The following is a 16,124-nucleotide window of genomic DNA, read 5'->3' as shown; positions in this document are numbered from 1 at the left end:
CCTAATTATCCTATATAGTATATCATATGGCCACAGGGCTTGGAACACTTTTATTCGGTTCTGAGAGCCTCGATGGGGTCAAGTTTCGCTGCACGTTTGGCAGGATAAATTCCAAAGAAAAGACCTATTGCTGTAGAGATGGCAACTACAAGAACCACCAGCTCCGGACGCACAACAAAGGAGAAATCAACAATCCTGCATATAACAAAGGAAATACCCATGCCAAAGGCCATACCGATAATACCTCCGGTAAAAGTAAGAATGGCCGCTTCTGCCAGGAACTGCGTAAGAATGGAACTGGTACGTGCTCCCAGGGATTTTCTGATACCGATTTCTCTGGTTCTCTCTGTTACTGATACAGTCATGATGTTCATAACGCCGATTCCGCCTACAAGAAGGGAAATGGCTGCGATGATGGCCACAACGGAAGTGATGATATTGAGGATGGATTCCGTGGTCTGGTCAAAGCCTGAACCGGATGAGATCTTTACCGCATTTTCCCCGCGAAGTCCCAGGATGTTCTCCACAACGGAGCGGGCTCTTGAAAGGACCTCATCCTTATTAACACTGTCAAGATAAATGGTAAAACTACTAATATAACTGTCCACATCATATCCAAAAGAATCTGCCACTGCTGTAAAAGGAGCTTCTCCCATAACTATGACCTCGTCTCCTCCATATAAGGCATAGGCTTTGTCCATGGTGTTATCCTCCCGGATTCCCACAACGGTAAACTCAGAAGTCAAGCCGTAGCAGTCCATCTCAAAGGTCTCTCCCACCACCTCTTCGTATCCGAAGATATAATCAGCGGCAGTCTGACTGAGAACCACAACTCTTTTATCCTCATCAACATCAGAGCGGGAAAAATATCTGCCATGGACCATTTTGATCTGACCTCGCTCTATCATGGACTCGCTGCCACCGGTCATGTACATGTCCACAGTGCCCTTTCTTCCGACAACTGTGCCAAAATCCGTGGTGCTGGGTGATATGCCGTAGATACCTTCGATATTGTTCTCAATATCCCTGAGCTGCTGTTTGGTTATGGTTTTATCGGTCTTGGTGTTATCAAGGCTGACGGAGATACTGGTGGCTCCGATGGAGTCCATCTCGGAATTGACTGTAGCCTTCATACCGTCACCGATTATAAGCACAGTAAGAACAGCTGCGATACCGATGATGATACCCAGCATGGTCAGAAATGATCTTCCTTTATTATTGCGTATACTTGAAATCGCGCTTTTTACATATTCGCCAAAGCTTCCCAATTTTCAGCCTTTCTTATAGCCTTAATGCATCTATAGGTTTCATTTTTGCAGCTTTTCTTGCAGGATAGATTCCAAAGAAAAGTCCGATAAGCACAGAGAAAAATGCCGCTCCCAAAACGGATGTGGGAGTGATGATAACCTTGAATCCAATGAGAGTACAGATGATGTATGCCATCACAATACCCACAATAATACCGACAATTCCTCCAAGCAGAGTAAGGATCGCAGCCTCTGACAGGAACTGGGTCATAATGGCTCCCGTGCTGGCTCCGATGGATTTTCTTATTCCGATTTCTCTGGTTCTCTCGGTAACAGACACCAGCATGATATTCATAACACCGATTCCGCCTACGATAAGGGAGATAACGGATACAAGAAGAAGGAAGGTTCTGGCGTATCCCAGAATCTCATCCAGCTCCTGGCTAAAGTCCGCCATGCTGTAGGCACTAAGGGCACTGGTCCCTCTGAGTCCATGCTTATTGGTGAGGATCTCTCTGGCTTTATCAACGCTCTCTGTAAGGATACTCTGATCCGCAAAAAGCATCATTGAATAAAATTCCTCTATATTAAAGTCAAAGTCAGCTCCCATGGAGGTATAGGGAACCTCAAGCGTGGCATAATAATCCTGGCCTTCCATAAGGAACTGATACATTCTGTTCATGCTGTCTCTGAGTCCGATAATGGTATAGTTGACAGACTTGCCCCAGACTTCAATCTCCACTTCCATGCCGATGACATTTTCTGTTCCAAAAAGCTTTTTGGCATCGTCCCTTAGCATGATGCACACTCTTTGGTTGCTGGCTACCTGCTGAGCGTTAAAGTACTGCCCCGCTATGATGTCATTGCTCATGGAATATCTGTAGGCGGGAGCTACGCCTGCAATGCTGGCTTCAAGGGTTGCTCTTTTTCCCTTAACCTTGCCATAGGTTGAGAAATTGGGAGAGATACCCTTTATGTCAGGAATCTGTTCCTCCAGAAGATCGATGTCATCCTGGGAAAAAGTCTCGGAGGTCTTACTTGTATTCAGTGAAATACTTCCGTAATTTCCCGCGATGCCGTTGATCTCACTCTGAACGAACTCACTCATTCCGTTACCCAGAGAAACTACCGCTATAACCGCAGCGATTCCTATAACAATACCCAGCATGGTCATGGCAGTACGATAGCCGTTGCCTATTATCTGTTTAATTGCACTTTTAAAATACTCGCCAAATTTACCCATCTGCTAAATCTCATTTCCTATCAGCCGCCAAGCTGTGCGTTGTCAACTACAGGCATGCCTTCTGTAAGAATGGAGGTGTCTGATGTAATGATCCTGTCTCCTAAGCTGATGCCTTCAAGAATCTGGGCATCGGTGCTGGTGGCGATTCCGATAGTTACATTCTTTCTCTTAACAAGGCCCTCTTCAACCACATATACGTAGTCTCCGTCAGAATCGGTCTGGATGTATTCATAAGGAAGAACCATGGTATTCTCAGCCTTCTCGGCGTGGATCTTATTGTTGGCCTCAACTCCCAGGATAATGTCTGAGTCGGGATTGGTTATCTTGATGGTGGTTGCAACAACCGCAACACCGTTATTGTTCTTGGTGGCATTACCGGATATCTGTGTAACCTCTCCGTTGTATGCCTTGCCGTTGATGGTAACATCAACCTTCTGTCCCACTGAGATCTTGGGAAGATCACTCTTGGAAACAGAGATAGAAACCTGCACATCATCAAGGTTGGCCATGGAAAGAACCTGAGCTCCTGTTGTTACGGTAGCGCCTTCAACTGCGCTGATGGCTGTAACAACTCCGTTAAAGTCAGCCTTAACTCCCTCAGCAGCCTTCTCAAGTTTGGAGATGGTATCGTTCTGAGTAAGCTCCGTGGACTCATACTGAGCCTTGGTGGACTGAGCTGTTCCGGGATTTACCAGTGAAGCCTTGGCAGACTGAAGATGGCTCTGCTCCTCCTGAAGAGCTGTGACCTGATTCTTCCAGGCCAGGATCTCCTGATCGGTGTTGAGCTTGTACTGAACATCTGTCAGTGTCTGCTGAAGAGCAAGGCTGGCCTGTCTGTTCTCAGCTGAAGGCTCCTTATTGTCTGATGAGCTGTCCTCAATTCTGGTAATGAATTCTGTATTGCCGTTTTCAAAATACTGCTCGTAATTATCTCCGATACCATTCTGGTTCACATCCTGCATGGTGTTCTGGATGTCCTTGATGGTCTGGTTGATCCTGTTGGTCTTTTCTGTGATCTTGTTGTTGATGGTATCGATCTCAGCTGTGATGGCATCAAGTCTTGCATTGATCTGCTGAGCATTCATGCCCTGAGCATACTGTCTGTCAGCAGCTGCTGTGCCTGAATAAAGGCTGTTGTAGCTTCCCTTGGCCTGAGTGATGGAAAGCTCCGCTGTCTTCTTGGCAAGCTCGATGGACTCTGCATCATAGGTATAAAGCATATCGCCGTTTTTAACCTTATCTCCCACCTTGACGTTGATCTCGTTTATAGGTGCTGTTACATCAGAGAAAAAGGTCTTGGTCTCTGCGCTCTCAACTGTTCCTGAAATGGAAAGGACATTCTCGATATCCCCCAGGGAAGCCTCGTAGGTATCAACCAAAACTACAGCGTTCTTGGTTGCCAAAACTCCTCTGACCACGAAAAAAGCAATAAGAAGCACCACTACTCCGAGAACTATCCATCTTTTCTTGAATCTCTTTTTCTTAACCGGTGTGTCATGAAGGTCTATATTGTCATCCTCGTCATAGATCTCAACGGCTGCGCCGGTGGTCTCCTTGATCTCAGTACCGCTCTCTTTGTTCTCGGTGCTGTTCTCAGCCGCAACAACCTGATTTTCTTCGTTAGCTTTATTGTTCTTTTCTTTATTGTTTGCCATGATTCTCCTCCTGGTTCTGCTTACTCTTTGTAGTCCGGATTTATAATGTCGCTTTGTATCATTCCATCAGAAATGGTAATTATTCTCTTGGCCTGTTTGGCGATACCCGGGTCATGGGTGATGATGATAACCGTTCTTCCCTCGTGGTAAAGCCTCTTGATGATCCTGATGATCTCCTTGGTGGATGCAGTGTCGAGGTTACCTGTGGGCTCGTCCGCAAGAAGTATGGGTGGCGCCTGGGCTATGGCCCTTGCAATGGCAACTCTCTGCTGCTGTCCTCCTGACATCTCATTGGGCTTGTGGGTCTTTCTTTTCTCAAGTCCAACGCTGTTAAGGGCAGAATTGGCAAGGCGTTCTCTCTCTTTTTTGCTGACGCCTCTGTATATCAGCGGAAGCTCCACATTCTCAAGGGCTGTCAGAGACGGTATAAGGTTGAAGCCCTGGAATATAAAGCCTATCTCCCTGTTTCGTACATCAGACTGCTCGTCGTCTGTCATATGGGAAACATCCTGTCCATGCAAAAAATATTTTCCGCTGGTGGGGGTATCAAGGCACCCCAGCATATTCATAAGTGTGGATTTTCCTGAGCCGGACTGGCCGATGATGGCGACAAACTCGCCCTCTCCGATGGTCAGGGTAACATGATTAAGGGCCCTGACTTCATTTTCTCCAGGATTGTATATCTTGCATACATCCTTTATCTCAACTAGTTTCTTCATAGTTCTCCTCTAATCCTCCACATGGTATCAGTTTCCTAAACACCATTTCCCGAAACCGCCGACCACGTCTGGTTATGCGCAAATAAAATTGCACGCAACCTATTCAAGTATATACCGTTTCCAAAAATAAATAAAGCCATTTAGCCGGGCATATTATAAAAAAAGTATAAACTGTTTCACGGAAACCACCATGAACACACGAGTTTTGCCCTTATTTGCACGGATATGGCCAAGTATTGTATTATAAAGGAAAGTTTTGATTTGGAGGAATTATATTATGAAATCACCTGCTGAAATTGCTAGCAGATACGAAGCCGCAGGAAAGGGGAAGACTGAGCTTTCTTCGGGAAAGACTTTTCTTTTGGGAATCCTAGCGGGCGCCTACATTGCCCTGGGAGGTCTCGGAAGCCAGATTGCCAGCTGCTGCGCCGCTGACCCGTCCAGTGCCAGAGTCATCAGCTCTGTTGTATTCCCTATAGGTCTTTTTATGGTACTTATCGGCGGCGCCGAGCTCTTTACCGGCAACTGCCTTATCATCGTTCCTGTTCTGTCAGGAAAGGCCAAGCTTTCAGGAATGCTCCGAAACTGGCTTCTTGTTTATCTGGGAAATATGGTGGGAGGCTTTATCATCGCCCTCATTGCCACCTTCAGCCACATCTATTCCTTTGATGGCGGCAATCTCGCCACTATGGTTGTAAACACTGCAGTGACCAAGGCCAATATCTCCTTTGGAGACGGCTTCCTTCGCGGAATTCTTTGTAACGTTCTGGTCTGCCTTGCTGTATGGTGTTCCTTTGCAGCGGATGAGCTGGCGGGCAAGGTACTGGCTCTGTGGCTTCCGGTTATGCTCTTTATCATCTGCGGATTTGAGCACTGCGTAGCAAATATGTACTTCATCCCCGCGGGACTTCTCACATCGGCCGTATACGGCGTACCTGCGGAAGGATTGTCACTGTTTGGATTCTTTGTAACCAACCTCATTCCCGTAACTTTGGGCAATATAATAGGCGGAAGCCTATGTGTTGGCGCCGCCTACTATGTAGCATATCTGAAGGATTAAGCCCCGGGGCTTATCCTTCTTTTTTATTCTTTTTTCTGTGGCATTGATCACTTTGCCAGAAGCATCATGATGTCGTTGCTTCTCTGAATAAACTTGGTCATGGCCTCGCCCTCAAGGGGTGCGTTCTGGATGCGGGCAAGATCATAGAGCTGCTCGCAGATCATTCTTGTGTTGGTGCCCTCTTCGTTCTCAAGAACATACTGTACAAGAGGATGGTTGGCATTGAGGATAAGTGTCTGGCCCTCGTTGCCGAAGTCGCCCATGCTCATTCCGTTCATGGCGTACATCTTCATCATCTCAGCCATGCGTCTTGATTCCTCAGAAACTGTGAGCATTGAAGATACCTTCTTGTCCTTGAGCTTCTCAAGCTTGACAGTGAGCTTGTCGTTCTTAAGTGCCTTCTTGATCTTGTCTGAAAGGCTCTTCTCCTGCTCCTCAAGCTCCTTGGCAGCCTTCTTGGAGGTCTTGGCCTTGAAAGCTTCTGTGAGATCGGCATCGATTCTAAGGAAGCGGATTCCCTCGTTCTTGCCCTCAAGCTGCTGCATGAAAGGTACATCGATGTTGTGGTTCATGATGAAGGCTTCCATCTTCTGGGCCTTGAACATGTTGATGTACTGGCTCTGCTGCTGTTCGTCTGTTACATAGTAGATAACACGGGGCTCTTTTTCCTTGTCCTCTTCCTGGCTGGTCGTCTGATTCAACGAATCGTCTGCGCCATTCTGGCTTGACTCTTCGGAATCATTGACCTGGGCTCCACCATCAACAACTTCAGCTTCAACCTTATTACCCTCAGCGTCAACTGCTTCTTCCTTGGCAGCCTCTTCCTCGGCCTCCTTGTTGATCTGAAGAGCCTCGGGAGTTGTGAGATACTTGCCCTCAAGGTTCTTAAAGAGGATGTAGTCTGTCATCTTCTCGCAGAACTTGTCGTCACGAAGGCAACCGTATTTAATGAAGGGACTGATATCATCCCAGTACTTGTCATAGTTCTCTTTGTCAGTCTTGCAAAGGCCTGCCAGCTTCTCGGCAACCTTCTTGCTGATGTATTCGGAAATCTTCTTAACAAAGCCGTCGTTCTGAAGGGCTGATCTTGATACGTTAAGAGGAAGATCAGGACAGTCGATAACGCCCTTAAGAAGCATCAGATACTCAGGGATAACCTCCTTGATGTTATCTGCGATAAATACCTGGTTGTTGTAAAGCTTGATGGTTCCCTCGATGGATTCAAACTCCATGTTGATCTTGGGGAAGTAAAGGATTCCCTTGAGGTTGAAGGGATAATCCATATTGAGGTGGATCCAGAAAAGAGGCTCCTTGTAATCTCTGAAGACCTTTCTGTAGAACTCCTTGTACTCCTCATCTGTGCAGTCCTTGGGAGTCTTGGCCCAAAGAGGATGTGTGTCGTTAAGAAGCTGAGGACGGCGCTTAATCTTGTACTGAAGCTCAGGCTCCTCTGTCTCTCCCTCCTTCTTCTCGGGATGAACCTCCTCTATAACAACATCAGACTCAAGCTTCTCTGAAGCCTTGATGGTCTCTGTGCCCTCTTCGTTCTCTCTTGAAAGGTAGATCTCGTAAGGCATGAAGGAGCAGTACTTCTGAATAACCTCTCTTGCCTTGTACTCGTTGCAGAACTCAAGGCAGTCATCAGAAAGATGCAGTGTGATGGTTGTACCAACCTCTGTCTTATCTCCGTCGCTCATCTCGAAATCAGAGCCGCCGTCGCAGGTCCAGTGAACCGAAGCTGCGTCTGACTTATAAGAAAGTGTGTCGATATCTACATTCTCAGCAACCATGAAGGTTGAATAGAAACCAAGACCGAAGTGGCCGATGATCTGGTCAGCGTTAGCCTTGTCCTTATACTTGTTAAGGAAGTCTGTAGCTCCTGAAAAAGCAACCTGGTTGATGTACTCCTCAACCTCCTCTGCTGTCATACCGATACCGTTATCCACGATCTTGATGGTCTTGTCCTTGTCATTGAGGATAACGTCCACACGGGGCTTGAAGCCCTCGGGAAGCTCGTACTCACCCATCATGTCCATCTTACGGATCTTGGTGATAGCGTCGCAGGCGTTGGATATTACTTCTCTGTAAAAAATATCATGGTCCGAATAAAGCCATTTCTTGATTATCGGAAACATGTTCTCGCTGTTAATTGATAAATTTCCCTTTTTTGAAGCCATAGTTCTCACTCCTTTTCATCAATTCATTTGGTACAAAAACAAGTTTAAATCCCAAAAAAATAAAAGTCAACAAAAAATTAGCACTCGTTTAAAACGAGTGCTAACAAAAAACTTATCAGTTTATTTTAATTTTCTGAGTGTATTTACTCTTGCTGCAATCATTGGCTGTTACCTTTACTGTATATTTTCCCTTCTTGGTTACAGAAATCTTTCCGTCAGGAGTGATTGTCATTCCCTTCTTGGGAGATACTGTAATGGTCACAAGAGAAAGATCTATAGCCTTGCCTGAAGGATCTGTAACAACCAGGGTTGCTCCGTTAAGCTTATCCCCTGCAACAGGGTTCTTAAGGTTATCAACACCTTCAACGCTGATGCCTACGGGCCTAACCATCTCAGATGTAACAAAGAATGAAATCTGATCTGTGGCAGCCTTGGAATTAGAACTTCCAAGATCAGCTGCGGTAGCCTTTACTGAAAATGTATCCTTGCTCTTGTCTCCTGTAGGTATGTAGGTCTTTGCTACAGTGACAACGCCGTCCTTAACGCTGACAGCATCTCTGAGCTCTTCGTTGGAAGAAGTGATTGTCCATTCAACCTTATTGGATGCAGGCTTGCCATCCTCGGACTTACTTGAGATGCAGCTTGCATTAACCTTGACAGTTGCTGCCTTATTGCCGATCTTGTACAGTCTTCCTGTATTTGCTGTAAGCTTGATATTAGTCACGGGAGCCTTGGCAACAATTGTGAGAGTTGCAGGCTTGCCGGCGCCCTCTGCAGCTACAGGATATACCTTAAGGGTATATTTTCCGGCTGCAAATTTGGTTGTATCTTTAACTATTACATTGCCGTCCTGAATAAGGATCTCACCTTTGCCGGAGTTAAGAAGTGCTGTCTCCGAACCCTGAGCAATTATCTCTGCTTTTGCAATGGTCTTGAAGGTGGTTGCTGCCCGGAACTTGGCTGTTGCAAGAAGTACATCCTTCTCATAAATAGTGAAAGAAGTCTGCTTCTTGACAAGTGCAAGCTTGGTCTCATACCCGGGATTTTTGGTTGCTGCGCTTACCTTTGCCGCCTTACCTTCTGAGAAAACTTCTGTAGCGCTTGAGCCGGTATACTGAACAAGTTTTACAACCACGTTGTACTTTTGGACGGTTCCGTTTTTATTATCAGAAAGCTTCAGAGTTGCGGAAGTCTCTGTTACATCGACAGTCTTCTTAACAGAAGCCTTCATTCCCTGAGCCACCTGAGGATTCTTTTTAGTTGTAACGGCAGTTGCCTCAATCACATACTTAAGGTTCTTATAATCAGAAACTCCCTTAGGAAGTGAAAGTGAAAGTGTTACTGATGTATCATCGGATCCTGTTACCTTAACTGCAGGTGCAGCAAGTGATGCCTTCACAGGTGTGATCACAAACTCTGATCCGATGGTGCTTCCGTCCTTACCAACAAAGTTAAATACAATATCTTCGTTTTCTTTTGCAAAAGAGCTTCCCTTGAAGGTCTGAACTGTAAGAGTTCTTTCCTCTGTATCAAGGGTAACGGTTGCATTTACCCGGCTGACTACAGATACCTTAAGTCCCTTGTAATCGAACTTATCATTGAGCTTGACAGGATATACGGCTGTTGTGCCAACAGCAAGCTTAGCCTTGCCCTTCTTAAAGCCTGAAACTGTGATGGCTGAAGGCTTCTGCTTAACAACTATATCTACCTGACGAGCCTTTTTCTCACCCTGGCAGAAAATGCTGAGGGTGATCTTCTTGGAAACGCCCTTGGCAGCCTTACCGTCAAGCACGATGGTGCCTGTACCTGCAACTGTGGCGAAGCCTGTTTCTTCTTTAATATTCTTGAGCTTGATACCTGTTATATCAATCAGTTTGCCACCGGCTACTACCTTGATGGTAGCCTTCTCTTCGGTGGTCATTGTAAGATTAGCCTTACCTCTGAAATCAACAGTTCCGGATTCACTCTGTATGGATGTACAATCCTCTCCTGTTGTCTTGATGGTGATGGTCTCATTCTTTTCAGGAGCGGTAAAGGATATCTCCCTGCCCTTTACTGTGATCTTGGTTCCGCCGGAGCAGGTAACATCACCGACAGTATAGCCTTCCTTACAATTAACAGTGAGAACCACCTTGGACTTACTTAAAATCTTGAGCACATCGCTGTACTCCATGTTCTCTCCGTCCACGGAAACATTGATGGATTCAACATTCCCATCGGCAACTATGCTGATATTGGAAAGAATTCTCTTAACCTCAACTACAGTTTCAACGGTTGCCGGCTTATTGTCCTGAATCTTGCCCAGGGTGTAGTATTTATGGAATCCGTCATCCATAAGCTTAAGGGTCTTGGAGCCGTACTTAACCGCTTTGATCTCGGAAGTCGATGCTTTCTCATCATCAAGGTATACAACAAACTTGTACTCCAGTCCATAATCAGCTTCTATGGTTCCGTCAATACGATTGCCAACCCTGCCATCACCTAAGTATGTACAGTATGTGATACCGTCAGCGGGCTTAAAGGTTACCTTCTTTGGTTCCTTTTTGGAACCTTCGATTTCTATATAGATATCGTTGCGGTCCTTTTTGGCCTTATCCACTTCGGCTCTGTCTATCTTATAGTAATATCTTACTTTTGCATCCTCATCGCTTCTTCTTTCATCATACTTGGTAAGCTCTTTGAATTTGCCGTCTTTTCCAATCTTATATTTCACAGAGTCAATGGAAACGCCTTCAGAATATGGTAGGATGACCATGTCAATGGTACTGTCATATCCTTCCTCATCCATAAAACTAACTTCAGTCCTATATTCCCCAAGCTTTGAATCAAAATCTGCGCCGTTACTAAACCAGAAGTCCAAAAGTTTATCAATTCCGTCATATCCGCACTTCTGTCCGTTAACACTTACGAAGACATTAACAGGTTCCTCATCGGTAGATATATTGATGAATATCTCATTTCCTTCTTCAGCAAGGCTGCGAACCCTCTTTGATGGGATTATATAAGATCCATCTGCTTCAGGGCTAAGTTTTCCGTCGGAATCTTCAGTACGATAGTCGACGTCAGCAATTACTCTGCCCTGGGCAGGAGTAATCTTTATTATGATATCTTCATTTTTGGTAACATATTTACCTGAAACAGTATCAACTCCTTCAAATACTACAGTTGCATTCTTAGAGTCTTTCTTTTCATCAATAACCGGAGTTACTGTAACACCGGGGCATTGCTTTGAAAGAACAGTGACAGTGGTCGCAGATGTCAACTTTGAAATCTTGTAATAAGCCTTGAGATCTTTATATTCATCATCATAATATTCCGGTGCTTCCTCTTCATCCATGGGAGAAAGGATCTGCTTGCCATTTTTAACAGAATCAATCCTATAGCCTTTAGCAGCTTCTACTTTGAAGATCAGATCTTCACCCTTTTTCACATAAAAAGCCTTATTATCGGCAGAATTATAAAAACACTCTGAAGCATCATTTGTAAGTCGGAACAGCTTATTGTCATAGCTCAGAGATACTTTTATAAGGCTCTGAAGCGCCACTGAAAAACTTACGTTACCATAGGCAGTCTTTTCTGTCTTTTCATTTTCCTCGAAGTTATAGCTGAAGCTAAAGCTGCCCTCATCTTCATCATAAGAAAAATCATAATCAAATTCATCGGCTTTTTTATCACCAAATTTGACAGTAGCAACAACTTCACCATCCTCAGGTATCTGATAATAATAGCCTTCCGCAACCTTGATCGTTGCCCTGATCTTGTCGCCGGTGTTAAGGATATACCACTTCTTGGTCTTGGTATCGTACTGAAGGCCATCTACAGAATCAGGATCCTCCGGATCAATCATAAGACCTGTTCCAACGGACAAAGTGTAGCTGGTTCTGTCGCTTGAATCAGCCTGTGCTTTGTAGCTTACAACAATATTTCCGCTTCTGAGACGTGCTTCCTCGTCATCCTCATTAGCATAGTACTCTCTGTAAACTTTGAGAGTAACCAATCCGCTATCCATATCATATTGAGCGTCAAAATCATAATTATCGGAACTGAGTGTTTTATCTCCAAACTTTACTCTGAGACCATCTGTAGTAAAGTCATCAGCTATATTGGAATTAACCTTTAAAATCGCAGTAAATTCCGTCTCCCCACGTCTCTGATAGTATTTGGAGCTGTCATAAATCAATCCGGAACCCTCTTCTACAGTAGAGGGATCAATTGTGATATAGCCGGTGCTTCCGGAATCCACAGAAAAAGTATTGCCGGTTTTTTCGGATACAATTGTAGGTGCAATGCTGACGTTGCCACGCTTGATCTGGTCAGTTTTTTCATCAACAGGAAAATCATAATAGAACGAAAAAACTCCATCGCAATAATCGCAATTCACATTGTCATTATTAATCCAGGACTTACCGCCTATGGTTCCCTTCAGATTTCCTTCTGAGTCAACATCAACCATGTATCCTTCATCAACGATCAAGTCCACGTAAAAACCGGTAGCCTCCGGATCTATCAGGAATGATTTGTCTCCGGTTCTTCTGAGAATTCCATTCAATTCACTGTCAGGTGTAACCTTTATATGATCTCCACTCCAGCTGAAGCTATAGCTTGACTTGGCTGTATCTGCTACCAGAGTCGCTTTCACAGTTATATCTCCGGGGACTGCAATATTATAATTGTCACAGGGAAGTTCATAACTAAACTCGCAAAATCCCGTTTCTCTGCTGTAATCACATCTGTATAAGCCCTCATCCACAGGAGTACCGTTATACAACACCTCAAAATTGGACTTGTCAAAGTCTCCACCTTTAGGCATCTTATTTACAGGTACACTAAGAAAAGCAGATATACTGTCATTTTCTAACAACACGTGATATTTCTTATCCGACCGATATACAAGTCCGGAATCCTCAGGAAGAAAAGCTACCGAAAGCCCGCCCTCCAAAGTTAAGGTATAATCAGTGATTATTGAATAGGTCTTAATATTGAACTCAACGTCTCCTCCGTAAGGAAGATCCGCATCCGCGTATGAAAATCTGATGTTTCTGACAGAATCATCATCTCCTAAATCAAAACTGATAAAATCGTCTTTTCCATAAAGAGTATAGGTCTTGCCGGCAGATGTAACCACTACGTAGGTATTTTCTTCATCCAAACGGTAACTGTCAGCAATTTTAACGGAAAAGGAAATGGAGTTGAGTGAATTTTCCGGATCATAAACGTTGTCATCCGGATCAATAAAGCCATCATTCTCTTCTTCACTATTGCTTTCTCCGACAAGATACTCACTTCCCACCTTCTCAGCACCCTGAAGGCTGCTTTCAATAAGTGAGGTGTTGGCATCTGTTTTTATTGATAATTTAAATCTGTTTACTGCTTCGAATTCTGCATCATCATCTGCAGGCTCCTCCGGATCTTCCGCAACGTCCGCTGTTTCTTCGGTTGCAAAAAGCTCTTCCTGAGATTCTTCGAAACATTCCTCTTCATCAAGCAGAATTTCCCCATCTTCTGCTTCTTCCGAGAGCAATAAATCTTCCTGAGTGATTTCTTCCTGAATCAGGTCAGAATATGCACTGTCCGCTGCATTAACATGTCCGGTGCATGAAAAAGATACCGTGATTGCCGCAAGATTAGCAGCCAGAAAACGGTACCATCCCCTTTTGGCACTTCTCATTACTGACTTCCTCCGTTATAATACTTTCCTCATATTTTCCTCCTCTCCCTCATACTCACACCGTGAGCGAATTCATTATACTATCACAGAGGGAAAAAGCAAGTGAAAAAAAGTTCACAAAAAACGGAAAAAAGCAGCCTTTCGACTGCTCCTTTCCTTCCTGTTGTTGTGGTATTAGCTATGAAATTTAATTGTTTGCGTTGGACCAGATCTTGTACTCTACGTTGGGGTTAACACCCTTTTTCTCAAAGAGCTCACTTACTGTTACAAAGGTGTAGCCCTGATTCTGAAGGCTCTCAATGATCTGAGGAAGAGCCTGTACTGTCTGGCTGTTGCCCTGGAAGTCATGAAGAAGGATGATCTGTCCGTCCTTGGCTCCGCTGAGGGCATTGTTTACTCTCTGCTGTACTGAAGTGCTGTTTTCCCAGTCATTGATCAGATGTCCCTGGATGAAAGGATAATCAATGTTCTGGTACATTGTGTTGTTAACAGAGATGTACGGAGGTCTGAAGAATTTAACGTCTACTCCTACGGAGTTCTTGATGGCTGATGAAGTCCACTCCATCTCGTTGCGAATCTGCTGTGCACTCATTCTTGTCATATCCTGGTGTGTATAGGAGTGGCTTGCAAGCTCGCATCCCATTCTTACCTGTCTCTGCATGATGGAAAGAGTATTGCTGTTAACATTCTGTCCGATCAGGAAGAAGGTTGCCTTAACGTTGTATTTCTCAAGAACATCAAGAACCTGGCTTGTGGTGCTTGATGGGCCATCATCAAAGGTAAGAGCGATAAGCTTCTGGTTAGCGGGAGCAGGCTGGTTGCCCTGGTTGTTTCCACCCTGGTTGCCGGTATTGGCGCTGCTGCCTTCGCTGCTGCCTTCGCTGCTGCCTGTGCCTGCGCCTACGATCTTGAGGTAATCAATATATGCATCCCACTGGCCGTCGTCTGCTGTTACTACAAGTTCGATGGTCTGATTGCCGCTTCCGTGGCTTACATTCTCGATGGTGTACTCTGCAGGATAGGAGCCGCCATAGTAGAAGGTTCCCTTGTTCTGGCCGCCGATCTTAAGGTCTACTCTTGCCATGTTGCTGTTATTGGAGCAGCCGCGAAGTGTAAAGTTATGGGTTCCTGCTGCAAAATACTGTGTATAGGAAACTCTGTCGTTGTTGGCATAAAGTGCTACGCCGCCGAAAGGATTGTTGATGTTTCCTGTGTACTGTCCTGCCTTCTGCATGGACTCGCACTGAACTATGGTTCCGCCGCCCTGGCTCTGGCTTCCGGTGTTACCACCCTGATTGCCGCCCTGGTTACCCCCCTGGTTTCCGCCCTGGTTGCCACCCTGGTTGCCGCCTGATGAGCCGCCGACAGTCATAACGTTCTTATAAACGTTGGCTGAGCCGCTGCTCTGATAGCCTTCTACATTGAGAGCTGCCTCGTAGATCTTGCCGATTCTCATGCCCATGCGCTCCCAGGCCTTGAAGTGCTCAGTTACGCTGATGGTTCCACTTGTCCTCTTGGATGTTCGTACACTAAAGTACTGCTGGAAAGTGGTGTTGCCCTGGATTGAAGGCTGATTGTAACGGGTTGTCTCATATACATCATAAGTTCCGCCGTCTACTGTGATCTGTCCCTTAGGTGATCCCCCCGGTGGACGCCATGATCCCCAGCTGTCTACGATGTAGTACTCTACTAACGGATCCGTTGCCCATCCATAGACGCACAGATATGAATTTCCGTTTGGACGATAGTCACAGCCATAATCAAAAGTGATGTTACCGATCTGCTGATAGGTCTGTGTACTGCCGAATTTTTTACCTTTTCTAAAAAGACAATTGTTGATGTTGCTCCACTGACAGCTGAATGTTCCCCCTTCATTCAATGTCATGCTGGTGTTACCGGAATCTTTCCAAAGCTCGTAATCGTATCCGTCCTGATTACCGGTCTTGTTCTCGTAAAGAGTTGTCGCCGCCTGGACCTTGACTGAAGGAACAAGCATGGATACTCCCACCAGCAGAGCAAGTGCTACTGCTTTAATGCTACGTTTTTTCACCCAAATACCTCCTCTCTTTTCTCTCTCGTCTAGTGTTTTCCTTCGTTCGCCACAACAAAAGGGTGGGTTGTTAAGACATATTATAACGGCTAGTCCCAGATGTATCTATTACTTAGGCAAAATTAGACAACTTTTTTACAAAAGTTGACACATTTTAGCAACAATTTAAAAGAAAAGGCATAAAAAAACCAGGCACCGGAGTGCCTGGTTTCAGACTGTAGACAAAGTGGTCCTGAGAGCGTAGCTCTCAAGACCATTTTTCTTTTTCGCGAGTGTTTTATTGATAATAAAGGATAGAAACGGCC

The 16,124-nt window shown here is 45.1% G+C and carries 8 protein-coding genes; 1 reads left to right on the top strand and 7 read right to left on the bottom strand.

What is annotated here, in order from left to right; all coding sequences use genetic code 11:
* Positions 1-50 precede the first annotated feature (50 nt).
* Genes T359_RS0114590 through T359_RS0114575 form a run of 4 tightly spaced genes read right to left on the bottom strand, consistent with a single transcriptional unit; the run spans position 51 to position 4,864 of the window.
* Positions 51-1,268: an ABC transporter permease gene (locus T359_RS0114590; RefSeq protein ID WP_026518111.1), complete on the bottom strand. Its 1,218-nt coding sequence runs from the start codon at positions 1,266-1,268 to the stop codon at positions 51-53.
* 13 nt (positions 1,269-1,281) lie between these two features.
* The gene (locus tag T359_RS0114585) at positions 1,282-2,490 is read right to left on the bottom strand and encodes an ABC transporter permease (RefSeq protein WP_026518110.1); all 1,209 of its coding nucleotides are present in this window, start codon (positions 2,488-2,490) and stop codon (positions 1,282-1,284) included.
* 20 nt (positions 2,491-2,510) lie between these two features.
* A complete protein-coding gene (locus tag T359_RS0114580) occupies positions 2,511-4,145 on the bottom strand; it encodes an efflux RND transporter periplasmic adaptor subunit (protein ID WP_026518109.1) in 1,635 nt (544 codons plus the stop codon).
* 20 nt (positions 4,146-4,165) lie between these two features.
* A complete protein-coding gene (locus T359_RS0114575) occupies positions 4,166-4,864 on the bottom strand; it encodes an ABC transporter ATP-binding protein (protein WP_026518108.1) in 699 nt (232 codons plus the stop codon).
* Between the two features lie 277 nt (positions 4,865-5,141).
* On the opposite strand from T359_RS0114575, the gene T359_RS0114570 reads away from it, so the two are divergent.
* On the top strand, positions 5,142-5,924 hold the full coding sequence (locus T359_RS0114570; protein WP_026518107.1) for a formate/nitrite transporter family protein: 783 nt from the start codon (positions 5,142-5,144) through the stop codon (positions 5,922-5,924).
* A 47-nt stretch (positions 5,925-5,971) separates the two neighbouring features.
* On the opposite strand, the gene htpG is transcribed toward T359_RS0114570, so the two are convergent.
* The 3 genes from htpG to T359_RS23300 form a co-directional block, all read right to left on the bottom strand.
* Positions 5,972-8,101, bottom strand: a complete 2,130-nt coding sequence (gene htpG, locus T359_RS0114565) for a molecular chaperone HtpG (protein WP_026518106.1) — start codon at positions 8,099-8,101, stop codon at positions 5,972-5,974.
* 115 nt (positions 8,102-8,216) lie between these two features.
* The gene (locus T359_RS0114560; RefSeq protein WP_026518105.1) at positions 8,217-13,769 is read right to left on the bottom strand and encodes a hypothetical protein; all 5,553 of its coding nucleotides are present in this window, start codon (positions 13,767-13,769) and stop codon (positions 8,217-8,219) included.
* Between the two features lie 187 nt (positions 13,770-13,956).
* Complete coding sequence (locus T359_RS23300) at positions 13,957-15,819, bottom strand: glycoside hydrolase family 11 protein (RefSeq protein WP_197027101.1); 1,863 nt, start codon at positions 15,817-15,819, stop codon at positions 13,957-13,959.
* Positions 15,820-16,124 lie beyond the last annotated feature (305 nt).

The organism is Butyrivibrio sp. MC2021 (genome assembly GCF_000621605.1).
Lineage (GTDB): Bacteria > Bacillota > Clostridia > Lachnospirales > Lachnospiraceae > Butyrivibrio.
This window is presented reverse-complemented; position numbering and strand designations above follow the sequence as displayed.